22 protein-coding genes, 2 pseudogenes, 1 riboswitch and 1 other annotated feature are annotated in these 25,585 nt (G+C 39.3%); of the genes and pseudogenes, 21 read left to right on the top strand and 3 right to left on the bottom strand.

Annotation, left to right across the window (positions count from 1 at the left end; all coding sequences use genetic code 11):
- Positions 1-107 precede the first annotated feature (107 nt).
- Together lon and yihA are read left to right on the top strand one after the other, a co-directional pair.
- Positions 108-2,428 (top strand): annotated as a pseudogene (lon, locus tag BkAM31D_RS16735) (endopeptidase La).
- A 3-nt stretch (positions 2,429-2,431) separates the two neighbouring features.
- Positions 2,432-3,019: a ribosome biogenesis GTP-binding protein YihA/YsxC gene (gene yihA / locus BkAM31D_RS16730; protein WP_066153198.1), complete on the top strand. Its 588-nt coding sequence runs from the start codon at positions 2,432-2,434 to the stop codon at positions 3,017-3,019.
- 91 nt (positions 3,020-3,110) lie between these two features.
- Here yihA and BkAM31D_RS16725 read toward each other — a convergent pair whose 3' ends face one another.
- Positions 3,111-3,587, bottom strand: coding sequence for a LiaI-LiaF-like domain-containing protein (locus BkAM31D_RS16725; protein WP_066153195.1), 477 nt, complete (start codon positions 3,585-3,587; stop codon positions 3,111-3,113).
- Between the two features lie 289 nt (positions 3,588-3,876).
- On the opposite strand from BkAM31D_RS16725, the gene hemA reads away from it, so the two are divergent.
- From hemA to ysxE, 9 genes are all read left to right on the top strand, one after another.
- Positions 3,877-5,256 (top strand): glutamyl-tRNA reductase, encoded by a 1,380-nt coding sequence (hemA, locus tag BkAM31D_RS16720; RefSeq protein ID WP_066153190.1) that lies wholly within the window; start codon positions 3,877-3,879, stop codon positions 5,254-5,256.
- A gap of 18 nt (positions 5,257-5,274) precedes the next feature.
- Positions 5,275-6,039, top strand: coding sequence for a cytochrome C assembly family protein (locus BkAM31D_RS16715; protein WP_306807400.1), 765 nt, complete (start codon positions 5,275-5,277; stop codon positions 6,037-6,039).
- A 123-nt stretch (positions 6,040-6,162) separates the two neighbouring features.
- Positions 6,163-7,098 carry a hydroxymethylbilane synthase gene (hemC, locus tag BkAM31D_RS16710; protein WP_066153185.1) on the top strand — a complete coding sequence of 312 codons (936 nt, stop codon included), beginning with the start codon at positions 6,163-6,165 and terminating at the stop codon, positions 7,096-7,098.
- Positions 7,095-7,865 (top strand): uroporphyrinogen-III synthase, encoded by a 771-nt coding sequence (locus BkAM31D_RS16705; RefSeq protein ID WP_066153183.1) that lies wholly within the window; start codon positions 7,095-7,097, stop codon positions 7,863-7,865. Before hemC ends, BkAM31D_RS16705 begins: the two co-directional genes overlap by 4 nt.
- 3 nt (positions 7,866-7,868) lie before the next feature.
- Complete coding sequence (gene hemB, locus BkAM31D_RS16700; protein ID WP_066153178.1) at positions 7,869-8,852, top strand: porphobilinogen synthase; 984 nt, start codon at positions 7,869-7,871, stop codon at positions 8,850-8,852.
- Between the two features lie 15 nt (positions 8,853-8,867).
- Entirely contained in the window at positions 8,868-10,154 is a 1,287-nt protein-coding gene (gene hemL / locus BkAM31D_RS16695) for a glutamate-1-semialdehyde 2,1-aminomutase (RefSeq protein ID WP_066153176.1), read from the top strand.
- Positions 10,155-10,410: 256 nt separating this feature from the next.
- Positions 10,411-11,727: a stage VI sporulation protein D gene (spoVID, locus tag BkAM31D_RS16690; protein ID WP_066153172.1), complete on the top strand. Its 1,317-nt coding sequence runs from the start codon at positions 10,411-10,413 to the stop codon at positions 11,725-11,727.
- A 106-nt stretch (positions 11,728-11,833) separates the two neighbouring features.
- Entirely contained in the window at positions 11,834-12,745 is a 912-nt protein-coding gene (locus BkAM31D_RS16685) for a hypothetical protein (protein WP_066153169.1), read from the top strand.
- Positions 12,742-13,761 carry a spore coat protein YsxE gene (gene ysxE, locus BkAM31D_RS16680; RefSeq protein WP_066153167.1) on the top strand — a complete coding sequence of 340 codons (1,020 nt, stop codon included), beginning with the start codon at positions 12,742-12,744 and terminating at the stop codon, positions 13,759-13,761. Before BkAM31D_RS16685 ends, ysxE begins: the two co-directional genes overlap by 4 nt.
- Positions 13,762-13,810: 49 nt before the next feature.
- Here ysxE and BkAM31D_RS16675 read toward each other — a convergent pair whose 3' ends face one another.
- Positions 13,811-14,020 (bottom strand): YszA family small membrane protein, encoded by a 210-nt coding sequence (locus tag BkAM31D_RS16675; RefSeq protein ID WP_066153164.1) that lies wholly within the window; start codon positions 14,018-14,020, stop codon positions 13,811-13,813.
- 150 nt (positions 14,021-14,170) lie between these two features.
- Positions 14,171-14,424 (top strand) — a binding site (T-box leader).
- Positions 14,425-14,463: 39 nt separating this feature from the next.
- On the opposite strand from BkAM31D_RS16675, the pseudogene BkAM31D_RS16670 reads away from it, so the two are divergent.
- A pseudogene (locus BkAM31D_RS16670) lies at positions 14,464-17,108 on the top strand (valine--tRNA ligase).
- A 70-nt stretch (positions 17,109-17,178) separates the two neighbouring features.
- On the opposite strand, the gene BkAM31D_RS16665 reads toward BkAM31D_RS16670, so the two are convergent.
- Complete coding sequence (locus tag BkAM31D_RS16665; protein WP_084372139.1) at positions 17,179-17,676, bottom strand: fasciclin domain-containing protein; 498 nt, start codon at positions 17,674-17,676, stop codon at positions 17,179-17,181.
- A gap of 239 nt (positions 17,677-17,915) precedes the next feature.
- Here BkAM31D_RS16665 and BkAM31D_RS16660 point away from each other — a divergent pair, with 239 nt between their 5' ends.
- From BkAM31D_RS16660 to BkAM31D_RS16620, 9 genes are all read left to right on the top strand, one after another.
- Positions 17,916-18,458: an RNA polymerase sigma factor gene (locus BkAM31D_RS16660; protein WP_066153157.1), complete on the top strand. Its 543-nt coding sequence runs from the start codon at positions 17,916-17,918 to the stop codon at positions 18,456-18,458.
- Positions 18,451-18,753: a hypothetical protein gene (locus BkAM31D_RS16655; RefSeq protein ID WP_066153154.1), complete on the top strand. Its 303-nt coding sequence runs from the start codon at positions 18,451-18,453 to the stop codon at positions 18,751-18,753. The genes BkAM31D_RS16660 and BkAM31D_RS16655 overlap by 8 nt, the downstream gene beginning before the upstream one ends.
- Positions 18,750-20,591, top strand: coding sequence for a carboxypeptidase-like regulatory domain-containing protein (locus BkAM31D_RS16650; protein WP_066153151.1), 1,842 nt, complete (start codon positions 18,750-18,752; stop codon positions 20,589-20,591). Before BkAM31D_RS16655 ends, BkAM31D_RS16650 begins: the two co-directional genes overlap by 4 nt.
- 100 nt (positions 20,592-20,691) lie before the next feature.
- Positions 20,692-21,999, top strand: a complete 1,308-nt coding sequence (locus BkAM31D_RS16645; RefSeq protein WP_066153148.1) for a bifunctional folylpolyglutamate synthase/dihydrofolate synthase — start codon at positions 20,692-20,694, stop codon at positions 21,997-21,999.
- A gap of 204 nt (positions 22,000-22,203) precedes the next feature.
- Positions 22,204-22,287, top strand: a riboswitch (cyclic di-GMP riboswitch).
- A 131-nt stretch (positions 22,288-22,418) separates the two neighbouring features.
- Entirely contained in the window at positions 22,419-22,787 is a 369-nt protein-coding gene (locus BkAM31D_RS24725) for a competence type IV pilus major pilin ComGC (RefSeq protein ID WP_066153147.1), read from the top strand.
- A gap of 84 nt (positions 22,788-22,871) precedes the next feature.
- The gene (locus BkAM31D_RS16635; RefSeq protein WP_235820380.1) at positions 22,872-23,624 is read left to right on the top strand and encodes a prepilin peptidase; all 753 of its coding nucleotides are present in this window, start codon (positions 22,872-22,874) and stop codon (positions 23,622-23,624) included.
- Positions 23,625-23,629: 5 nt separating this feature from the next.
- Positions 23,630-24,088: a prepilin-type N-terminal cleavage/methylation domain-containing protein gene (locus BkAM31D_RS16630; RefSeq protein ID WP_066153142.1), complete on the top strand. Its 459-nt coding sequence runs from the start codon at positions 23,630-23,632 to the stop codon at positions 24,086-24,088.
- The gene (locus tag BkAM31D_RS16625) at positions 24,081-24,512 is read left to right on the top strand and encodes a PilW family protein (protein WP_066153138.1); all 432 of its coding nucleotides are present in this window, start codon (positions 24,081-24,083) and stop codon (positions 24,510-24,512) included. Before BkAM31D_RS16630 ends, BkAM31D_RS16625 begins: the two co-directional genes overlap by 8 nt.
- Before the next feature lie 16 nt (positions 24,513-24,528).
- A complete protein-coding gene (locus BkAM31D_RS16620; protein ID WP_157076791.1) occupies positions 24,529-25,569 on the top strand; it encodes a hypothetical protein in 1,041 nt (346 codons plus the stop codon).
- The last annotated feature ends 16 nt before the right edge of the window (positions 25,570-25,585 follow it).

The raw sequence follows: 25,585 nt of genomic DNA, 5'->3' as shown, positions 1-25,585 counted from the left end.
GTGATAAGATAAAATTGAAAAAGATTGTTTCTTTCGGAAAAAGTCACCAAAAGAATTTAGTCAATCGGAACTAGATTCGGAAAATGGATGTATGGAGGTGTGTGCGGATGGTCGATACAAATGAAAGACGACAAATTCCGCTTCTGCCGTTACGCGGATTGCTGGTTTTTCCTGCTATGGTGCTTCATCTAGATGTAGGAAGACCTAAATCCGTTCAGGCATTAGAACAGGTGATGGAAACGGACCATCAGATTTTATTAGCAACTCAAAAAGAAATTTCAATAGATGATCCAAGCGAGGAAGAGATTTTTCATGTTGGGACATTGGCAAAGGTCAAAAGTCTCTTAAAGCTTCCAAATGGAACGGTACGGATTCATGTTGAAGGGCTAAAGCGAGCACGTATTGAACAATTTATTCAGTTTGATGATTTTGTCGAAGTTGAAGCGTCTATGATTGAGGAAGAAGATGCCTTTTTGACGACAGAAATACAAGCTCTAATGAGAAATCTTCTAACGATGTTTGAGCAGTATACGAAAGTATCAAAAAAGATTTCAGCAGAAACGTTAGCAAGTGTGAAAGATATTTCTGAACCTGGGCAAATGGCTGATGTTATAGCAGCAAACCTTCCGCTCAAACTAACTCAGAAGCAAGAGCTACTAGAACTTTATTCGGTAAGAGAACGCCTTCTAAAATTAATTGAGGTCTTGAACAATGAGCAAGAAGTGTTAGGCCTTGAGAAAAAAATTGGCCAACGAGTGAAGAAATCAATGGAAAAGACGCAAAAAGAATATTATTTGCGTGAACAAATGAAGGCGATTCAAAAAGAATTAGGCGATAAAGAAGGCCGAACTGGTGAGGTTTCGACATTACGTGAGAAGATTGAAGAAGCTGATATGCCTCCTGCAGTAAAAGAAAAGGCATTAAAAGAGCTTGATCGTTATGAAAAGATGCCTGCTAACTCTGCAGAAAGCTCTGTGCTCAGAAATTATCTTGACTGGTTGATTCAATTACCGTGGACGTTTGAAACAGAAGATCAGCTTGATGTTATTAGAGCAGAGGAAATCTTAAATGAAGATCATTATGGTCTAGAGAAAGTAAAAGAACGAGTTTTGGAATACTTAGCAGTTCAACAACTGACACGTGAATTAAAAGGTCCGATTCTTTGCTTAGCAGGTCCTCCGGGAGTAGGGAAAACATCTCTTGCTCGCTCAATAGCACGTTCATTGAACCGGAAATTTGTACGAATCTCATTAGGTGGCGTACGAGATGAAGCAGAAATAAGAGGACATCGTCGTACGTATGTTGGTGCAATGCCTGGGCGAATTATCCAAGGGATGAAGAAGGCAGGTTCTATTAACCCAGTCTTCTTACTTGATGAAATTGATAAAATGGCTCATGATTTCCGCGGTGATCCATCAGCAGCTCTTCTTGAAGTACTAGATCCAGAGCAAAATAATACATTTAGTGATCATTATATTGAAGAGGCCTATGATCTCTCTAAGGTTATGTTTGTTACAACAGCCAATAATATTGGAACGATTCCAGGGCCACTTTTAGACCGAATGGAGATCATCTCCATTGCAGGTTATACGGAAGTGGAGAAAATTCAAATCGCCAAAAATTATCTGATACCAAAACAAATGAAAGACCACGGATTGACAAAGGGTATGCTACAAATGAAGGATGAAGCGATTCAGAAAGTTGTTCGCTATTACACACGTGAAGCAGGGGTACGTAATCTTGAAAGACAAATGGCTACACTCTGTCGAAAGGCTGCTAAGATCATTGTTTCCAATGAAAAGAAGAAAGTGATCTTAACGGCGAAAACGGTGGAAGAAATGCTAGGTAAACCGAGATTTCGTTACGGCTTAGCTGAAGTAGAAGACCAGATTGGTGCTGCGACGGGACTTGCCTACACAACGGTCGGGGAGATACACTTTCAATTGAGGTGTCTGCCGCTGCTGGTAAAGGAAAGTTAACGTTGACTGGAAAATTAGGAGATGTAATGAAGGAGTCTGCTCAAGCGGCCTTTAGTTACATTAGATCTCGTTCAGAAGAATTGAATATTGATCCTGATTTTCATGAGAAGTTAGATATTCATATTCATGTTCCAGAAGGCGCAACACCTAAGGACGGACCTTCTGCTGGAATCACGATGGCGACAGCGTTGGTTTCTGCTTTAACAGGCCGTAAAGTTAAGAAAGAAGTTGGAATGACAGGGGAGATTACGTTGCGAGGCCGCGTTCTTCCTATTGGAGGATTGAAAGAGAAGTCGATGAGTGCTCATCGAGCTGGTTTAACGACAATCATCATTCCAAAAGACAATGAGAAAGATTTAGAGGATGTACCAGAAAGCGTGCGAAGCGACTTGACATTCATTCTCGTATCTCATTTAGATGAAGTTCTAAAGAATGCGTTAGGAGAGTAAAGAATGAAAGTAACAAAAGCCGATTTAGCACATGTCGCTGTAAAGCGAGAACAATACCCAACTTCAGGTTTACCAGAAATTGCCTTGTCGGGTCGTTCAAATGTTGGAAAGAGTTCATTCATTAATAAAATGATTAACAGGAAAGGGCTCGCACGAACTTCCCAAAGACCTGGTAAAACACAAACGCTTAATTTTTATGAAATTAACGAAAGTATTTATTTCGTCGATGTACCAGGTTATGGTTTTGCAAAAGTACCAAAGCCAGAACGTGAAGCATGGGGCAGGATGATTGAAACGTATTTGCAAAACAGAGAGCAATTAAAAGCGGTTGTTTTAATTGTTGATTTGCGACATCCACCTTCAGCCGACGATAAAATGATGTATAACTGGCTCAAACATTTTGAAATTCCAGTTATCGTCGTCGCAACAAAAAGTGATAAGATTCCTAAAGGGAAATGGCAGAAACACTTAAAAGTAATATCGAATGATTTAGAAAAGATCGAATCGGATCCATTGTTGCTTTTCTCTTCAGAAACTGCTCAAGGAAAAGAGCAAATATGGAAAACCATTTTGTATTATATTTCAAAATAAGTAAAACTGGTTAAATTAGCCTTGATGGCTGATTTAACCAGTTTTTTTATACAATTAGAAGGCTTCGTGTGCACGAAGCCTTCTAATTGTATTATTTCTTCCTTATAAGCAAGAACAACCCAAAACCAATTAATAAAATCGGCCAAAGTGAAAACAAAGAAGAAAATCCTTGTTCAAACCATAAAAATGGGTTTGTTGCTGTAAAGCTGAAGAACGAAATGGTAAGCAAAACGATTGCGGGGATTAACCCTTCTTTTCTAACTTTTACATAGACAATCAAAAAGGCAATCCCTGCAATCAATGTGTACATACCCCAGTGATTAGGCCACCACATAATAAGAGAATCGAGATGGAAATGAATGGATAATCCAGTCAAAATTACACCTGGGAGAATCATCGAATTCTCTCTTCCGATATATGCTTGTAAAATCATTGCCGCTCCAATGACGAATAGGAGGGATGGCCAACTTAAAAAGGGATCAAGAACAGGAAAAGAATACTGCTGTAGAAAGAAATAAATGCCAATACCGATTAGTAAGGCGCCTGGAAAGATTCGTTGTGATTTCATCCAAATCCTCCTGTTAATGTTTTATACAAATACTAATAGTTGGGAACAATAACATTCAAGGAAGCAATTGCCTTGAAAACCAATTTGATAAAGCGATATCAACATGATAGCATAGCTTCATGATCTGTTCACAAATTTTTTTTGTGTGCTAGATTAGACATGTTATAATGTAGCTATGTTATACTGGTAGCAAGCAGTCTAGTATAAGGATTTTATTGTTGACCGTTAATGTTTTAGCATATAGATAAAGAAAATTTGAACGGATATAAAAGTTGGGGGTGAACGTCAGGTGCATATTCTTGTTGTCGGATTTAACTATAAAACAGCTCCTGTCGAATTAAGAGAGAAGTTTGCCTTTGAAGAAGTTGAACTTCCTAATGCTTTAAATAAATTACGTAATATGAAAAGTATCTTGGAGTGTACAATCATATCAACCTGTAACCGCACAGAAGTTTATGTAGTTGCTGACCAATTGCACACTGGCCGTCACTTTACAAAAACTTTCTTAGCAGAATGGTTTGATCTTCCGAAAGAAGAATTCATCGGATACTTAGATATTCGCGAGGACCAACACGCAATTGAGCATTTATTCCGTGTGTCCTGTGGACTAGATTCAATGATCTTAGGTGAAACTCAAATACTTGGACAAGTAAAAGATAGTTTTCTACTTGCACAAGAGCAAAAAGCAACAGGAACAATTTTTAATCAACTATTTAAGCAAGCTGTGACAGTTGCGAAGAAAGCTCATACAGGAACAGAGATTGGTGCTAATGCCGTTTCTGTGAGCTATGCAGCGGTTGAGTTAGGTAAAAATATTTTTGGAGACTTCTCTAATAAGCATGTGGTGATTTTAGGCGCAGGAAAAATGAGTGAGTTAACAGCAAAGCATCTACATGCTAACGGTGCTGATCAGATTACGGTCATTAACCGTACAGAAGCAAAAGCTGCTGAATTAGCAAAACGCTTCTTAGGACAAGCAAGACCGATGGAAGACTTGCAACAGACATTAAGAGAGGCAGATGTGTTAATTAGTTCAACGGGTGCGCGTGATTTTGTCATTACAAAAGACATGCTAACGGGAACAATGAAACAAAGAAAAGGACGTCCGCTATTTATGGTGGATATTGCTGTGCCACGTGATTTAGATCCAGCTCTAGCTGAATTTGATGATGTTTATTTATATGACATTGATGATTTACAAAATATTGTTGAGGCGAATCTAGCTGAACGAAAGCGCGAAGCAGAAAAAATCGAAATCATGATTGAAGCTGAAATCGATGAGTTTAAGCAGTGGTTAAATACTCTTGGAGTTGTTCCGATTATTACAGCTTTACGGACAAAAGCTCTTGCAGTACAAGCTGAGACGATGGAAAGCATTGAGCGTAAGCTTCCTAATTTAACGGAACGCGAGAGAAAAGTATTAAATAAGCATACGAAGAGCATTGTAAATCAACTTCTACGTGATCCGATTACGAAAGTGAAAGAACTTGCAGGTGAGTCTGAGGCTGATGCGACCCTTGAGTTATTTACAAAAATCTTTGCTTTAGAAGATGAGCTGACAGCTCAAGAAGAGCGAGTTCGTATTGAACAGGTTGAGAAGCAGTGGGAATCGAAGAAGCAAGAATACGTAGCGGTAGCGAAAAGGCATGAAGCAGTTGTCCGTTCTTAGAAAGAAGGACGAGCGAAGATGAATTGGATTTATCCTATTACAATTGTGCTTTACAGTTTGAGTTTGCTCGGATACTTTATTGATTTCTTACAGAACAACCGGAAGGCCAATCGGATGGCTTTCTGGTTGCTTTCTATTGTTTGGGTCCTTCAAACTGTTTTTTTTATTGTTCGAGCATCCGAACTTGATCGTTTGCCGTTGCTAACACCATTTGAAGGGTTATTCTTCTATGCGTGGCTAGTCGTTACGTTGTCGCTAGCGATAAACTGGTTCTTACGAGTAGACTTTCTTGTTCTTTTTACAAATGTCATTGGTTTTAGTATGATGGCGTTTAGCTTGTTCACACCTGATGGAGACATACCTGAATCGCTCTCTGCCTTGCTTGCTTCTGAGCTCCTCGTTATTCACATTTCCTTTATTATGCTTTCATATGCAGCCTTCACGTTATCGTTTGCATGTCAAATGATGTATGTGATTCAGCATCAAATGTTAAAAAGGAAACTGTGGGGGAAAAGGTTGCTTCGGTTCGGTGCGCTCGCAAAATTGGACTCGCTCTCATTTGGAGCAATAACAGTCGCATGGCCTTTCTTATTAATTGGGCTTATACTCGGTTTTATATGGGCCCATAGTCAGCTTACATTTGTTCCAATCTTGGATACGAAAGTGATCAGTTCATTAGTTGTATTAGGAATTTATGCGTTTTATATTTATCAAAGAGTTGTTAAACTTGCTAGGGATATAATATGGCCTTGCTTGGAATTGCAGGCTTTCTTGTCCTATTAATTAATTATTTCTTGTCAGGTCAATACTCTTCTTTTCATATTTGGTACTAATGATTTGTCAAAGGTATAATGAATTTGTTTACGAAATGCAAAGAAGAAAAGTGATTTTAAATTGGAGGAAGTTATGCGTAAAATAGTCATTGGTTCTAGAAAAAGTAATCTTGCCCTCGTTCAAACGGATTGGGTCATTGAGCAATTAAAGAAAACAGGACTTCCTTATGAATTTGAAGTGAAGAAAATTGTTACAAAAGGAGATAAAATCCTTGATGTTACCCTGTCAAAGGTTGGCGGAAAAGGGTTGTTTGTAAAAGAGATTGAGCAAGCATTGATCGATGGTGAAATTGATCTTGCGGTTCATAGTATGAAGGACGTGCCATCGGTTTTACAAGAGAACTTCACACTTGCTGCTGTAACGGAACGTGAAGATCCACGTGATGCCCTTATTTCTAACAATCATGTCAAGCTAGCAGATTTACCGGCTGGATCTGTCGTTGGAACGAGCAGCTTAAGACGTTCGGCTCAGCTTCTTGCAGAACGTCCTGATCTTGAAGTGAAGTGGATTCGTGGAAACGTTGAAACAAGACTTAGAAAGCTAAAGGAAGAAGGCTTTGATGCTATCATTTTAGCAACGGCTGGTATTCGTCGCTTAGGATTCCCTGAAGATCTCGTAACAGAGTATTTAGACCCTAGTATGTGTGTACCTGCTGTAGGTCAAGGTGCACTTGGTCTAGAATGTCGTGCTAATGATCAAGAGTTAATTGAGTTATTACAACACTTAAATGATGATGTGACAGCACGAGCGGTAACGGCTGAACGTACTTTCTTAAACCGCATGGAAGGTGGTTGCCAAGTTCCGATTGCTGGGTATGCTACTATCACTGAAGAGAATAAAATTGAATTAACCGCTCTTGTAGGATCACCAGATGGAAAAGTATTGCTTAAAGAAACGGTAACAGGAGAGGATCCGGTAGACATCGGGGAAATGGCTTCACAGTTATTGCTCGATCGCGGTGCAAAAGAGATTCTTGATCAAGTAAAGAAAGAACTTGATCAAGGATGACAAGCAAGCCATTAGAAGGCAAAACGATTCTTGTTACGCGAGCGAAGGAGCAAGCGCAACAATTAACACATTTGCTAAAAGAGCAAGGCGGAACGGTTATCGAAGTTCCGCTTATTGCTTTTAAGCCTGTTTCTTCTAATGAGATGAAATCAGTAATACATACTTTAGAAGATTATCAGTGGCTCGTTTTTACTAGTGCAAACGGAGTTCGCTTTTTTATGGAAGAAGTTAAGCGGTTAGAAAAATCGATTCCGCCACATTCGATAAAAATTGCGGTTGTGGGAACAAAGACGAACGAAGTGCTAAAACACTACCATCTGGAGGCTGATTTGATCCCTGAAGATTTTGTCGCAGAAGGGCTAATACAAGCACTAGCAGGACAAATTAAAAGAGGGGATAGAATCCTGATAGCTAGAGGCAATCTCGGTCGCAAAATATTAGTAGAACAATTAACTGAATTGGGTGCATACGTCCATGATTTACCTGTCTACGAAACCGTTGTACCAGAGGATGCACAAGATGAGCTCATAAGCGTGCTTAATACGAGGCAAGTGGATTATGTTACATTTACAAGTTCATCGACCGTCGATCACTTTAGTGAGATTGTCCGCGGAAGTCAATGTAAGACCGATTTTAAAGTTGCTTGCATCGGACCAATCGCTACTCGAACGGCTATGAAAAATGGCTTAACAGTTGATCTTACCCCACATACATATACGATTGACCATTTAGTAGAACAAATTATCAATGATGCAAAAGGAGTGTAAAATATGAAAGACTTACAATTTCGTCGTCATCGCAGACTACGTGGAAGTGCTAGTATTCGAAAAATGGTTCGAGAAACACACTTGCACCCAGAGGATTTCATTTATCCAATCTTTGTTGTAGAAGGAACAAACGTGACAAATGAAGTCCCATCAATGCCTGATGTTTTTCATTTGTCACTAGATTTATTAGATGCTGAAGTAGATGAAATCGTCTCACTAGGCATTCCATCGATCATTGTCTTTGGTGTACCAAATTCAAAGGACGACGTTGGTTCTTCTGCTTACGATGCGAATGGAATTGTTCAAAAAGCGATTCGTCAAATTAAAGAGAAGCACCCAGAACTAACTGTAATTGCAGATACATGCCTATGCCAGTTTACAGACCATGGACACTGCGGAGTTATTGAAGATGGGAAAATTTTAAATGATCCAACATTAGACTTGCTTGCAAAAACGGCTGTATCACAAGCCGAAGCGGGGGCAGATATTATTGCTCCTTCTAATATGATGGATGGCTTCGTTGCTGCAATTCGTTTTGGATTGGATGAAGCTGGTTTTACAGATGTTCCGATTATGTCTTACGCTGTTAAATTTGCTTCTGCTTATTATGGACCGTTTCGCGATGCCGCACATAGTTCACCGAAATTCGGCGATCGTAAAACGTACCAAATGGATCCGGCTAATCGCTTAGAAGCTTTACGCGAGGCAGAATCTGATATGGAAGAGGGTGCAGATTTCTTAATTGTTAAACCAGCTCTTTCTTACTTAGATGTAATCCGTGAAGTAAAAGATTTCTCAGGATTCCCGGTTGTCGCTTACAATGTAAGTGGAGAATACTCAATGGTCAAAGCAGCAAGTCAAAACGGATGGATCAACGAAAAAGAAGTTGTCCTTGAAACGTTAACAAGCATGAAGCGTGCAGGAGCAGACTTAATATTAACGTATCATGCCAAAGATGCTGTACGTTGGTTAAACGAAAGCGAATAAGAAGGGGGCAATACAATGCGTTCATATACAAAATCACAAGAAGCATTTGGAAAAGCTAAGCCACTTATGCCGGGTGGGGTAAATAGCCCTGTTCGTGCTTTTAAATCCGTGCAAATGGACCCTGTTTTCATGGAGCGTGGAGAAGGTGTGAAAATCTATGATATTGATGGCAACGAGTATATTGATTATGTCCTTTCTTGGGGACCGCTTATTTTAGGTCATGCTGATGAAAAGGTCATCGCGGCTTTAAAGGAAGCGGCTGAAAAAGGGACAAGCTTTGGAGCTCCTAGTGAACTAGAAACAAAGTTAGCGGAATTAGTCATTGAGCGTGTCCCTTCGATTGAAGTTGTCCGTATGGTAAATTCAGGAACGGAAGCGACAATGAGTGCGCTCCGATTAGCACGTGGCTATACAGGCCGGAATAAAATTTTGAAATTTGTCGGTTGTTATCACGGTCACGGTGATTCACTTCTTATTAAAGCAGGTTCAGGTGTTGCAACATTAGGACTTCCAGATAGCCCTGGTGTACCAGAATCGGTTGCTCAAAACACGTTGACGGTGAATTATAATGATCTAGAAAGTGTTCGCTATGTGTTTGAACATTTTGGTGATGACCTTGCCGGTGTTATTGTAGAACCTGTAGCTGGAAATATGGGTGTCGTTCCTCCTGAGCCAGGGTTCCTTGAAGAGTTAAGAAAGTTAACAGAAGAAAATGGAACTCTATTAATTTTTGATGAAGTCATGACTGGTTTCCGTGTAGGATATCATTGTGCACAAGGAAAATTAGGTGTTACACCTGATCTTACATGTCTTGGGAAAGTAATTGGTGGAGGATTACCTGTCGGCGCTTATGGCGGAAAGCGTGAAATCATGGAGCAAATCGCTCCGGCTGGTCCGATCTATCAAGCTGGGACACTGTCTGGAAATCCACTAGCAATGACGGCTGGATATGAAACGTTGTCTCAATTAACTCCGGCTGACTATGATCGTTTTGAAGTGTTAGCGGAGCGTCTAGCAACAGGACTTGCAAAAGCAGCTGAGAAATATGAGATTCCACATTCCATTAATCGTGCTGGTTCAATGGTTGGCTTTTTCTTCACAGATGAAAAAGTAACCAATTTCGAAAAAGCTCAAACGTCTAACCTAGATTTCTTCGCTCGTTATTTTAAAGAAATGTTAAATCAAGGAATCTCACTTCCTCCTTCACAATTTGAAGGAATGTTCCTTTCAACAAAGCATACAGAAGAAGACATTGATCAAACGATTGCAGCAGCTGAAGTTGCCTTCTCTAAATTAAAATAAATAGACCTTATGCCTGTTATGAAGAAATCATAGCAGGCTTTTCTTCGTTTGTGATAGATGGAGTTTCAAAAAATGATTTATAGTCATTCCTTTGACTAGAGGAATATGTGTCATAGTCTTCTTGTCCATAATCATAAAAATAGTTGGAAGCAATCTTACATTCTCTAGCATATTGAAGAACAACTTGTCATAGAGTGATATTGTACTGACTATGACCGTAGCAAAAGCATGAGATTATTATGAGGAGGAATGCAGCGTGACACTTGAACACCCATCTAAATTATCATTTTCGATTGAGGAATCGGTATGGTTAAATAAAGGTCAAGAAGTAGAAGAAATCTTAGGAATGTCGTTAGAACCAGAGATTGTGATAGAAGAAAGAGATCATCATGTATATATTAAGGGTGGTTTACGTCTCGTTGGCGAATATCGTTCGCAAAGTTCAGATGATGCGATTGATGTTAATAGTGCATCATTATCAGATCAAGTATCATTCCGCTCTGCAGGAGATGTGACAGTCTCATCAAATGGTACAGGTGAAATCAAGCATTTCTTTCCAATTGATGTAACCATTCCAATTGCCCGTATTCAGAATTTAGATGATGTCTACGTTCAAGTAGATTCATTTGACTATGACTTACCAGAAAAAAGCTGCATCCAATTAACAGCTGACATTAGTATAAGTGGAATGACACAATCGCTTGAATCACCAGATCGAGTAGAAGAGGTTGAAGAACCAAGTCAACCGGTTGATGAAACGCCAGAGCTAGAACAGTCGCAGCCTATTCCTACAGCTTTTTCATTTGAAGCGAGAAGAAGACCTGAATTAGAATATCCAGAACAACCAAAGCCATACCCAACACCATTGTCTACGCCATATCAAAGACCTATGCCGACTTATCAGTCCTATAATCCTAATCATTCACCACAACAACCACCAGCGTTCCAACACTCAAAAGTCGAGCCGGTAGAAAAGCAAGTTGAATTCGAGGAAACTCCTTCTGCTAGAGAACAACATCAAGAAGAGGAGGAACCAACTTTGAAGGCAACTGATTCACAATATGATGATAATCAATTGGAACTAGAAGAAGAGGTTGTAAGAGAGGAAGCGGCGGTAGAATTAGAAGATGAGGTAGAAGAAGTCGAAGCGATTGCTGAAACGGAGGAAGTAGATACAATAGCAGAAGAAGAGGTTGAACACGTATTAGAAGCTAGAGAAGAACGTCAACCTGAGCCTGAAACGAAAATAAATTTAGCGCCTTTAAAGGAAATGGCAAAGCCGCTAGCGGAAGTACAATCTTCTGCAGAGGGAGAGGCAAGTGGCGATTCAGAGACAAAGCCGGCTCCGCCTCGTGAAGAAAATGCCCTTTATTTAACGAAGATGCTCTCAAAAGGAGAAGAACGTTTTTCTAAATGGAGAATGTGCATTATTCAAGAGAATGAATCGTTGGACACGATTGCAGATCGATATGAAATCAGTACTAGTCAGCTTATGAGACTAAATCGCCTACAAGGCGAACAAGTCGAAGAAGGACAGATTCTCTATATCCCAGTTAAAATGGAGTCTCAATGATTGTTGTTAGACGCTGCAAGACAACTTGAGACCGTGGCTACATGAGCAGCGAACTGTATAGAATCGTTCATTTGTGTTATTAGAATTTAAATAAAGGAGAACGCTCATGGAATTGTTGGATCGGCTCAAGGAGCACTACCTCTGGCAAGAGGTGAGACTGGTTAATGAAGCATTAATAGAAACAGAACATGGTCGAAAAAGGTTGCGCTACTGGTCCGACAGAGCGCTCCTTGATTGGCATATTGGGTGGCGAGATGCCTGCAGTGTCTCGCCTTATATGCTGGCAGACCGAATGATCCGAAACAAAGATCAAAAGGCGGCTATTGAATGGAAAGATGGATGGTTAACTGTTCATGATGAAGTTGATGTAAGTTTTCGAAATCATCAATCGGGAGAAAAAGTGGGGCGGATGATTGCCACAATGGTGAAATATGGCCTTGAAGCAAATCCAGAAGTTACTCCAACAAGCAGGAAGCAGCCGCTTTTTAAACAGCTTGAAGAAAGCGTAGCAACCTTGCAGGAGGATAACCGTATTGTTGTTGAGTCGTTACTTAAAGAATCAGCTTTCCGAATGAAAAAGGCTGAGATGTTGCTGAGCAGCCTGAAGGAAGAACCACGGCCAATCATTGATCCACTGACAGAAGCGAAGTCGTCAAAAATGATCTATGATGTCTTTATTTGGTTTGGATCGACGATCGAGCCTGAACGAGGATATTACTCCATTCGCTGTTATCTGCTTAATTGGTTGAAAGAGAATGGCAAAGAATCATTGAACAAATTAACCGCTGAAATGTTGGAAAATGAAAGCTTCACAAGAGAACAAGCAATACTGCTTCTAGCTGAATGTTTAAAGCCTTACGAATTAGACCTTCTTGTGAAGGAACTAGCGAGTCAATCGACTGACCGCAAGATTAGATCGACAATCAATGACGTGACAAAGGAATGGGAACATTCAAAGACACTTGTTGAAGTATTAAGTACATTGATTGATCAGAAAAAGAAGGTGTTTCAAACATGATGCAAGCACGATCTCCTTATGATTCTGTACTCTTTTATTATGACTTATATCCACAAGCAATCGAGGATTTTGGTAAAGTTAAAAAAGTAACAACCAACCACGGAACTTTTGCGTTAAAAGAAACAACGATGACCCCTGCACAAGCGGATGGATTTATCCATGCTTTACGGAAACTAACGAAGCTAGGTTATACCCATGCGGTACCGGTTTATCCAACGAAGTACGGGGAATACACACTTTTTAACGGAACTCATACGTATTATCTCATGCCGTGGATGGAGCCGTTAGAATATACAGCAAGGGAATCACAGGAGCAGAAGCTTGCTTCTCAGCTTGGTATAATTCATCGTTTAACTGTGAAAACACAGCCATTTGTAAAAGAAAATGTTGATGAGTCTTATCAACAGCTTCTAAGACGCTGGGAAATGAGGAGACTAGAGTTAAACCGTTTTGCTGATGAAGCGGAACGGAAGACATATATGTCTCCGTTTGAATTAACGTTTCTCACACATGCCCATATGCTTGATCAAATGGCCGAAGCAGCAAAAGGTCATTTACAAAAATGGTATGAAACTTGTCTTGAAAAAGAAAAATATCGTACTGTACTTTGTCACGGGAGAATGAATCGTTCTCATGCCTTCTTTAATCGAGAAAATGAACCTTACCTTATTAATTTTGAACGTTCAAGCATTGATACGCCTTCAAGGGATATAGCAAGCTTTTGTCGTTATAGCTTCCGCCATGCCTTTTGGGTTGAAGAAGAAATCTTGCAATGGTTCTATCAATATGAGCGGCACTTGCCACTTTTAGAAGAAGAGAAGCATTTACTATGCGCTTATTTAAACTTCCCAGAACCGATTGCCTTTGCGGTTGATGCCTATTTAGCAAATAAAGGACAACGAGAATTCGAGCATGTCCAACGCCTTGAAAAACGCTTAACGTCAATGCGCAGAGTACAGCGACTGACGCAAAAGCTAATTGTCATAGAAGCAGCTCAACAAACACCGACAGAATAAAGTTCTCTTTCTACTTGAAAGAGAGCTTTTTATTTTTGATTTGTATGATTTAAATGATGCGTAATTTTAACGATAAATAAAAGGCGATCATGAGCGTAAGGAGAACAATATCAAAAGTAGTTGGCAACAGCAAGGTTCTCAGCAATTGAAAACAAATAAGCGGCAAGAAGATTTGGATACAAATTGCTTTAATTTGAAACCAGATTCCTGGACGTTTAGGATGAAAGTGATGATGAAAACGACCAAAACGACGCTTCATTACAGTACCTCCTCTGCAACATTCTTCTACACGGTATGCGAAACCATAGTCTAATGTGTACAATAAAGAAAGAAGTATAAGAAAGAAAAAAATGGGTAATGCTCTTATTGACGAATGAACTCGATTCGGATAGAATATAACCACAATAATATGATTGCGTTGAATAGGAAGAGTAGGATCGGAACCTTTCAGAGAGAGAAATCAGTTGCTGAGAGATTTCTTAAGATGTACGATTTGAATGTCGCCTAGGAGCAGCTTTGCTGAAAATTAATTTTGTTATCAAAGTAAGCTTAGCCGGAGACTGGCCGTTATCAGTTTAAGTGTGCAACAAGGAGCGAGAAGGTCTATTTCTTTTTGTTGCAAACAAAGGTGGTACCGCGAAAGTAACTCTCTTCGTCCTTTGGATGGAGGGGGTTTTTTTATATGCAAAGGGAGGATAACTAATGAGTGAAAAAGAGCAACTAACGATGCCAACGAAATACAACCCGCAGGAAACCGAAGCAAAATGGTATTCCTACTGGCTAGAAGGGAAATTTTTCGAAGCGACGAGCGATGAGTCTAAACAGCCGTATTCGATTGTCATTCCACCCCCTAATGTAACGGGGAAACTACACCTAGGCCATGCTTGGGATACAACTCTTCAAGATATTTTAGCTCGTGTTAAGCGAATGCAGGGCTATGATACGTTATGGCTTCCAGGAATGGACCATGCCGGTATCGCAACTCAAGCAAAAGTAGAAGCAAAATTAAAAGAAGAAGGATTAAGCCGCTATGACCTAGGGCGTGAAAAGTTCTTAGAAAAGTCATGGGAATGGAAAGAAGAATATGCATCTTTCATCCGTAATCAGTGGTCAAAAATGGGTTTGTCTCTTGACTATTCACGTGAGCGTTTTACATTAGACGAGGGTTTATCAAAAGCGGTAAGAGAAGTATTCGTTAAGCTATATGAAAAAGGGTTAATCTATCGCGGCGAATATATAATCAACTGGGATCCACAAACGAAAACAGCCCTATCAGATATTGAAGTTATCTATCAAGATGTTCAAGGGCGTTCTATCATATGAATTACCCGCTTTCAGATGGTAGTGGCCAGATTGAAGTTGCAACAACTCGCCCAGAAACGATGCTTGGTGATACAGCGGTAGCCGTACACCCAGAGGATGACCGTTATAAGCACTTAATTGGAAAAACAGTTACATTACCGATTACGGGACGAGAAATTCCGATTGTTACCGATGACTATGTTGATATGGAATTTGGTTCAGGTGCGGTGAAAATCACACCAGCTCATGACCCGAATGATTTTGAAATTGGAAATCGTCATAATCTTGAGCGAATTCTTGTCATGAATGAAGATGGAACGATGAATGCTAAGGCAGGAAAGTATCAAGGAATGGATCGCTTTGAATGCCGCAAACAAATCGTTAAAGATCTACAAGAAACCGGAGTATTATTCAAAATTGAAGAGCATATGCATTCAGTTGGACACTCTGAGCGTAGTGGAGCAGTCGTAGAACCATACTTATCAACTCAATGGTTTGTAAAAATGCAGCCATTAGCAGATCAGGCAATTGACCTACAAAAGTCAGACGAAAAAGTGAATTTCGTTCCAGATCGATTTGAGAAAACGTATTTACGCTGGATGGAAAACATTCGTGACTGGTGTATATCAAGACAACTTTGGTGGGGCCACCGTATTCCTGCTTGGTATCACAAGGAAACAGGAGAAGTGTATGTAGGTCATGAAGCGCCTGAAGATGAGGAAAACTGGAATCAAGATAATGACGTACTAGATACATGGTTTAGCTCAGCTTTATGGCCATTTTCAACGATGGGTTGGCCAGATGAACAGTCGCCTGATTACGAGCGCTTCTATTCAACGAATGTTCTTGTAACTGGTTATGATATCATTTTCTTCTGGGTATCTCGAATGATCTTCCAAGGGCTTGAGTTTACAGGAAAACGTCCATTTGATGATGTACTTATTCATGGACTTGTACGTGATTCAGAAGGCCGTAAGATGAGTAAGTCACTAGGTAATGGTGTAGACCCGATGGACGTAATCGACAAATACGGAGCGGATTCGCTACGTTTCTTCTTATCGACAGGAAGTTCCCCGGGAAATGACCTTCGTTTCTATTGGGAGAAAGTCGAATCAACGTGGAATTTCGGGAATAAGATTTGGAATGCATCGCGCTTTGCTCTCATGAATATGGAAGGTTTAACTTATGACGAAATTGATTTAACTGGTGAGAAGACAATCGCAGATAAGTGGATCTTAACTCGTCTACAAGAGACGATCACAGATGTCACTCGTCTTATTGATGCATATGAATTTGGTGAAGTTGGTCGCCTGTTATATAACTTCATTTGGGATGATTTCTGTGATTGGTATATTGAAATGGCGAAACTTCCACTTTATGGTGAAGACGAAGCGGCAAAGAAAACAACGAGATCGGTGTTAGCTTATGTTCTTGATCAAACGATGAGATTGCTTCATCCGATGATGCCGTTTATTACCGAGGAAATTTGGCAACATTTGCCGCACAAAGGCGAATCGATTACGGTTGCAGCATGGCCTGAGCGTGAAGAAGCATTAATCTTTGAAGATGCTGTTGAAGATATGGAATTATTAAAGGACATTATTCGCTCTGTTCGTAATACGAGAGCGGAATTAAATGTACCAATGAGCAAACAAATCGAATTACTCATTCATGCGAAGAGTGACAAAGTAAATGCTCAGCTAACTCGTGGTCAAAGTTACATCGAGAAACTCTGTAACCCAAGCAAATTAACAATCGGTACAGATGTTACCGCTCCAGAAAAGTCGATGTCTCAAGTATTATCAGGTGTTGACCTATACTTGCCTTTAGCTGGATTACTCGATTTAGATGCAGAAATTGCTCGCCTTGAAAAAGAGCTTGAGAAGCTTACGAAAGAAGTCGAGCGTGTTGACAAGAAGCTTTCGAATGAAGGCTTCATTCGAAAAGCACCGGAAAAGGTTATTGAAGAAGAGAAAGCGAAGCAAGCAGATTACAAAGCGAAACGTGAAGCGGTTCAAGCACGTATTGCTGAATTGAAGGCTTAATAAAGACTTGAAAAAGGGGCGTGTCAAAAGGTCAAACCAGACCTTTGATAAGCCCCTTTTTAAACATTGTTTAGTTAGGCAATAACACTTTGTCAATCACATGGATGACTCCATTTGAAGCTTCAATATCTGGTTTTGCTACTTTTGCATCGTTTATTCGAACAGGATCTAACGATATCATTACTTCTTTTTCAGCTAATGTTTTCACTTTCATACCGTCTTTTAAATCACCAGACATCATTTTTCCAGGGACGACATGGTATTGTAAAATCGTTGCTAAGTCTTCTCTTGCTAACAACTCATCGATAGTGATTCCTAATTCAGCTAACAACTGTTTAAATGCTTGATCAGTAGGAGCGAACACAGTAAAGGGTCCTTCCCCTTTAAGTGCCTCGACTAAATTTGCCTTTTCTAAAGCACCTGCTAAAATACTAAAATCACCAGCGTCAACGGCTGTATCTACAATGTCTTTATCAGCTCTAGGTTTCTCAGCTGCTAAAGCTCCTGTTGCAAACGAGATAAGTAGCATAAAGACAATGAACAGCAACCCAATTCTTTTCTTTTCCATTTCAAAATCCTCCTTTTTGTTTCCCTTTTAGTTCTTTTTCATCATCACAACCATCTCAAATTTTATATGTCATAGCACCTCCGATATGTAAGCTACAAAGGTAGTATCCGTCTAATCGATTACATTATCCGAATGTAATAGGAAAAAAATTCTGAAATGTTGCAACCAAAATCTGCTATGATGACTCTATTAAGTAAGTACGTTTAATTGAGACGAATTTTACCCGAGGAGAATAGTAAATGGAGGAGCTAGTACAGCGATTAAAAGAGAAGGATGAAGCGGCATTTAAGCAATGCCTCGAACTGTTCAGTAACGAATGCCTCAGGTTAGCTTCTCTAGTGTTGAAAGATCGCTATGAGGCAGAAGATGTCGTTCAAGATGCGTTTGTAGCTGCATTTGATCGGATTCATCAGTTACAGGATTCAAAGAAGTTTAAACAATGGCTCGTATCGATTGTGATCAATGAGTGCCGAAAAAGAACAAGGCGTTGGAGCTTTAAGCATGTTTTCTTAAGGCATGCTGATGATCATATAGAAGAGGGGACCGTCGAAGACACACCAGAAACGGAAATTCTTCGCTTACTTGATGGTCAATCTTTAGTAAAAGCAGTTCAAACCCTTGATCAAAAATATCGAGAAATCATTGCCTTGTATTATTTTCAGGAGTTTAGTGTGAAGGAGATTGTATCGATGATCGATGAAAAAGAAAGTACGGTGAAGAGTCGGCTGGCCAGGGCACGTAAGCAATTAAAAGACCGTTTAGAAGGTGAGCAAAATGACTGAACGAAAACAAATGAAACAACAACTAGATGAAGAATTGACTGGAATCGTTTTTACACAACATGAGTCTATATTACGTCAGTTGAATTCTCGTTCAAAGCAAGAAAAGGTTAAGCGCTTTTTAAATAAAGAGATCACGCTTCCAGTGCTTCCGGTAATGGCCATTATGGCATGCTTCTTCGTTGGAGCCTCAATTGATTTGATAAGCTTTTATCAAATTGAAACAAATGAGTTAATCGAAGTCCAAGGTAATATTGTTTGGAGTGACTTATTTCAGGAAAGGGTGAGGGGACAATGAGAATAAAGATTAAGCATTTGCTTATAGTCGTTGTTGCTTTAAGTATGTCATTCCTGACAATTCAAGCTTTAGTGATCCCTATATGGAAAGAGAAACAAGTAGAGGCAGCGTTTCAGGCTGGTGATCCAGAAGCCTTTGAAATGATGAAGGCTTTAATAGATCAATCATGGACAATATCGAGAAAGTTAACTTTAATCGAGAGATACATTCTTGAACCTGAGCTTGGACAACGATATGACGTCTATGTGACACCGACATCATCTTCTTGGTCAGATAGGGGTTTCAGTAGAGGGTTTAAGACAGAGGACGTTCAATCCTATATTGATGAGTATATAGAGCGAGGAAGTGCAGACCGAATTTACTTTGATTATGCGCAGGCGTTAAAAGCAAAGACGATTGCAACAGAGAAATCGAAGGAAGAAGCGATTGCTTATATAGAAGAACAGAAGCAAGTCATTTTATCGAAACGTGAATTTGTTGATGAAGAATTGCTGCTCTTACAGCCAGAATATTTAAGGCAGTTAGGAAAAAAAGAGGAAGCATTAGAGTTTCTTGAGGCTTATCGAGCTCAGGAAGAGAAGCGACTGCAACATGCATTTGTATACGTTCCTTCAGAGAAATGGATTGTTTTAAAAGTGAAATTGTTACTAGAAGAAAATCTCCTTTCAGAGGCGCTGTCTGCAATTAAGGAATGGGAACAACAAAGGAAGAAAGCAGCTACGATGGAAGAGGACTGGTATGCCGACGAATCAGAACGAGTCAGTCAGTTGAAAAAGCAGCTACAACAAATGAAGGGTGACATCGAATTTCGAACCGTTACAGGCTATGTGAAAAAAGAGGATGGTACACCGGTTGTCGGAGCAGCTGTTGTAATGCGTGACGAAGAGGAATCCTATCGATCCATTAGTCCAATCGGAGAAGAAAATGAAACGAAAACAGATGAACAAGGTAAGTTCACTCTCACTGTCTTACCAGGAGATTATCAAATCGGCATCCGATTATTTTTTGAACAAATCGATGGGTATTCATGGCCAGTAGACCAGGAAGAAATCCTCCGTGTAACAGATCAAGATATTCAGTATGACATAGAGTTACGTCGACTTATGAATGTTACATCGCCTGTGAATTCCGAAGTGATAGAAGGCGAGACGATTACGTTTCAGTGGGAGGAAACCGATGCAGCTTATTATCAAGTATATACGGCCTATCATTTTGAAAATGGATCAATGTCTAGTTTAGTAAGTGGTCCAATCACAGATGATAAATGGAGTGTGGCAATTACGGAACTATATCACAGTCCGTTTTTTGTAGACTATGAAATTAGTAATCAAGACGTTTATGAAGGCGGACTCGATCCTGCTCAACTTTTTGACTACTTGCATCCAAAAGGGTTGTTTTCATGGTCGGTCGTTGCCTATGATGAAAATGACAAAGAACTACGCCGCAGCAATGGTTACCGTTTAGACGAATCACTCACAGAGAAACTTCCTTTTTTCACGGTTAGAAACCGGTCTATAACTGAAGCTGACCAACTATTGCTTGATGGGAAGCATCAACAAGCACTTGATGCATACCGATCCTTAATAAAAGAAAACAATGACGACGATCTCGCTCTTAGAATGGCCGTTAAAGTCCTAAATATCGTCCGTCAGCAAACAAAAGATAACTCCCCGCTGTTACGAGAGGAAATGTATCACTATATCGCCAAGCTATCTGAGTTGACAGAGAAACCTTTCTATGCAGAAATGATGATGGAAAAAGCAGAGAAGGAAGGAGATGACGAGGCGTTTAGAGAGTGGATGGAAATGTATGAGCAACACGGTGGAGATGAGAATTAGCTCTTTCTTATTCAGCTCATACCAAACATCTACTATTTCATTCCCTACCATTCTAAGATAAACTTGAACTAGCAACTTGGGAGAATCGGAGGAATGTGCGATGAAAAATAGAGCAGATGTGATTAACTGGATTGAAGGGTTACTTTCATTTGGCATAAAGCCCGGACTTGAACGGATGAATTGGATGCTTGATCGATTAGACCGTCCTGATCAAATGCTTAAAGCGATTCATATTGGAGGAACGAATGGAAAAGGTTCAACAGTTAGCTTTTTACGTCACACATTAGTGGAGGCGGGCTACTCGGTTGGTACATTTACATCTCCTTCAATGGAATGTTTTGAAGATCGAATTTCATTAAACGGCACACCCATTAATGAGGAAGCTCTTCTTACATGTGCCAAGCGCATTCAACCATTAGTAGAACAATTAAGCAAAACGGAATATGGCAGTCCAACAGAATTTGAAGTCCTGACAACGATCGCTTTTGACTACTTCGGAACGATCGCCAAGCCAGATATTGTTTTAGTAGAAGTAGGCTTAGGCGGCCGCTTAGATTCGACAAATGTGATTACGCCGATTCTATCGATTATTACGTCTATTGGTTTTGATCATATGCAAATCTTAGGAGAATCGCTAAAAGAAATTGCTTCAGAAAAAGCAGGCATTATTAAAGAACACGTACCCATTGTATCCGGTGTGTCGCAAGAAGATGCGAAAAGAGTGATCCAAGCTGTCTCAAATCAAAACAAATCTCCTCTTTATGTGTTAGGAAAACATTTTGATGAAGAGGTTGTCGCTGTTAATGAAGAGAGACAAGTTTTTACTTATACTCAAATAGGAAGAGAGCCTTTGGATGTCACAATTCAAATGTCTGGACCTCATCAACGTCAAAATGCTGCTATTGCCATACAAGCACTAGAATTATTAAGAACGAATAATCAGTTGGTTATTGATGATACACACATTCAAAAAGGACTCCTTTTGACAACATGGCCAGGGCGTTTTGAAGTGTTACAAGAAAGCCCGACGGTTATAGTGGATGGTGCACATAACAAAGAAGGAATGCAAGCATTGGCTGAAACATTAAAACTACACTATCCGAATAAAAATGTTCGCTTTTTAATAGCTGCAACGAAAGAAAAAGACATGAACAGCTTACTACAGCCATTTTTAGATTTTCAAGCAAGCTTTACGTTTACAACTTTTGACTTTGATCGAGCAGCAAAGGCAGAAAGCTTATCGACACAAGCTCCTGTTCAAACGAAACGTTATCACGAGAACTGGACGCAAGCTTTGCATGAAGAAATCGAACAAACCAAAATGGATGAAGTATTAATCATTTGTGGTTCTTTATATTTTATCGCTAGAGTAAGAGAAAAATGGAAAAATTTGATCTCTGTCATGTAGGGATAAAGGGTTATATAATAAATGCATAAAGGACATTGCTAGGTCTATTGGTGGTGGTGTTTGTCTTTTTGACTCGATGAGATACCCATCAAAAGACCTGGTTGAATTTAGTTTAATTTGTCCTTTTATGTGAATAAATGGTGATTACTAAGGAAAAAGTATTGACTTTAGCAATCTCTCAGAATACAATCAAAGTATCAAAAGAATAGTTTGGAAAGCATAGAAATACGACTTTTATTTGGGCACCTTAGTCGTATTGAGCGATTGGTGCAACCGGCCTTTTATGTTCTACTTATAGATTGTAGTAGAAAAATTGAAAGGCTATTTTTTATGGCATTTTTGTTAATTTCAGTACTTAAGGACTGTGACTTTAGTTACACCTTAGATATAAAAAAACTTATATTGGGAGATGAGTAAGAATGAGAAAGTTTATTCAAAAGCGTTTAAAGAATCAAAAAGGTTTAACGTTGATTGAGTTATTGGTGGTAATTGTTATTTTGGGGATTATTGCGGCGATTGTTGTACCCATGGTTATGGGGAATAGAGACAGTGCTGAAGCAAATGCGAATGCTCAGGTAAATAAGGTTGTTCAGGATGCATCTGAAAGGTATTATGCAATGACAGGAAGCTATGCTGCCAACGCAGCTGCTTTAGTAGCTGCCGATTACCTAAGAGAAGCTCCTAAGTGTGCGGATAACTCAACTCCGGCTTTTACCATAGATAATGATACGGGATCAATTACTGAGGTCTGTGAACCAAATTCCCTACCTTCCCCATCTACTGATTAATGTGTTTATTTTCTTTAAAAAGCTGTCGCTAGTTCATAGTGACAGCTTTTAAAAAATAATTAATGTTAAAAGGAGAAAAAGATATTGATTTGCGATTCTTATTTTTGGTTAATAGGGTTACTTTTAGGAAGCTTTCTCAACGTAGTCGCCATCCGTCTACTCAAAAAAGAATCAATCGCCTTCCCTCCTTCAAATTGTCCAAACTGCCATCATCGTTTATCGGTACTAGATTTAGTGCCTGTCTTTAGTTATCTCTTCTTAAAGGGGAAGTGCCGTTATTGCAAGGCGAAGATCTCTCCTCTCTATCCTGTTGGTGAGCTTGTAACAGCTTCTTCTCTTTTCCTCGTCTATAAAGTTGTTGGTGTGCAGCTTGAATTGCTTCCAGCGATTATTTTAACGACTGTTCTTGTGTTAGCTGTTTTGACAGACATTCGAGAAAAGTTAATTTTGGATGTGATTACGCTTCCAGCAATAGCGATCTTGTTAATAACTCGGCTGTTTATTGGTTCTGAACCGTTCTGGTTTTATGTAGTTGGCGGGGCTGTTGGTTTTGTATTGCTCCTTCTCATAGCGATCGTCAGCCGTGGCGGAATGGGTGGTGGTGATATAAAGCTTTATGCAGCAATTGGACTTGTGCTCGGACCATGGATGACGCTCTTAAGTTTCATGGTTGCCTCTTTTTTGGGGGCTGTTGTTGGCTTACTCTTAATCGTTACTGGAGTAGTAAAGAGAAAACAACCGATCGCGTTTGGGCCGTTTATTTTTATCGGAACTTTGATTGCTTATTTGTTCGGATATGACGTTTGGAATTGGTATGTCAGCTTGTGGCAGGGGTGAGTAGTTTGAAAAATGAGAAAGGGCTGACGCTTGTTGAATTGTTAGTAGCGATTGTCATTGTCGGGATTATTATTGTTCCATTATTGACGATTATGACTGGCACTTTTACGCGCACGGTTAGTCAAGAAAAAGAAACGCAAATTGCGTATATTGCTCAAGAGGTGATGGAGAAGGTTAGGTACTCAACAACAGGTACATTGAGTGTTGATACATATTGTTGGAGTAATATTAACGAACAATGTGAATCGCATGCTAACCTCCCTGCTCCTTATAGCAATTTGGTGATAGATGAGCCCGTAACTGTATTTGTTAAAGTCGATCCTTATGAGCATGAAGTGGATAATTTTTACCAAATAACAGTTAGGGTTGAGAAAAATAGTTTTATTAGTAGTGGGAAAGCTGGATTACATGAAAAAGAAAATAAAATTGAACTTGTTACGGTGGTGTTTCGACCGGATGAATAATCAAAAAGGAGTTACACTTGTAGAACTTTTAGTCGTAATTGCCTTAATGACTGTTATTACGATGGTTGCAGTAAGTCTCGTAAGTTATTCATTAAAGTCTGAACAAGTTGTATTTCATAAAAATGATACACAAAGGCAAGCTCGTTTTCTAATGGAATATATGACGAGGGAAATGCGTGATGGCGCAAGATGGATTGAAAATAAAGATTTGGGAACATTGGAACTAAGAAAAAATGATAAAACTCTCCTGATTTATAAAGAGAAGATGACCACCATCCTTTTAATAAATGGAAGTAATCAAGTTGTTTCTGAATCAGCTTCTATTCTTGTTTTTGAGAATGAAGAAGATGCTAATGAAGTTCGAATAATACTAGAAATCGGGGATACTAAACTAGCATCTACCATAATGTATTCTCGTTTTTGAGAAGGCGGTGATAGTGGTGAAAGATAAATTGGTTCAATCAGAATCAGGTGCCGCATTAATACTTGTTTTATTTGTTGTTGTTTTATTGGCTTCTGTTGGTTCTGCTATGTTGTTTTCGACGAGCTATAGCAAACAAACAATTGTTAGCAATGCAGAAGTTCAAGGGGAGTTTTATCGTGCGGAAGGTGCAATAGAGGTAGCTTTAAAAGAGATGGAGATCTATGAAAAAGGTGCAATTGCTTATCTACAAGAAGAATTACCTAAACAATTTTCAATTGGAGCTAAAAACGATATTCCAATTAAAGTATCACTCGAGTCATATGATAAGGAAACGAATACTTATGAAATTGGAGCACGTTATGCCTCTGAATCCAAAGTGAATAGAAATTTACTTTTAAATATACAAGAAGAGACAATTGTAAGTGGATATCTGAAATCCCCTTTATACTTTGTGGAAAATTTCAATTATAACGGAAGTAATAATCATGATACGCTTAAACTTTATGATAATAAATTAAAAATGTCTAATACAGATTTTAATACTGTTAAGGCACACTTAGAAATTCCTAACGATGCTAGTAATTTCGGGCATGAAAAAGTTAGTAGTTCCAAAAATTACATGTCAGGTACTCATTTTTTTGAGGTTTTAGATTATAGTGGAAACGATAATCAATTGTATATTGGACCAGACGCAATAGTAATGGTAAAAGAAATGAAAGTTACTGGTCAAGGGAACACTAGTAATATAGTAGTGGATGGAGTTTTAATTGTGAATGATTTAAACCATGGAGGGAACTTCCCAATTACTGTAAATGGCGCTTTGGTTGTAACAAGCAACTATAATGGTGCTGGAAAGCTAATAATAAACTCGGGTATCATTGTTAAAAACTTCTCAACAAGTGGCAACAATGATTTTACTGGAGAGGGAAAAGGAATTGATTGTTCATTAATTGGTCTTGCCAACGCAGGGCTTTGCAAAAAAGGGTCATCTGAGGATGTTACGAACACTTCAACAATTAAAGTTGAAGATTATAAAACTACAATCGGTAATAAATAATTAACTGAGGTGCTTA

The organism is Halalkalibacter krulwichiae (assembly GCF_002109385.1).
Lineage (GTDB): Bacteria > Bacillota > Bacilli > Bacillales > Bacillaceae_D > Halalkalibacter > Halalkalibacter krulwichiae.
This window is presented reverse-complemented; position numbering and strand designations above follow the sequence as displayed.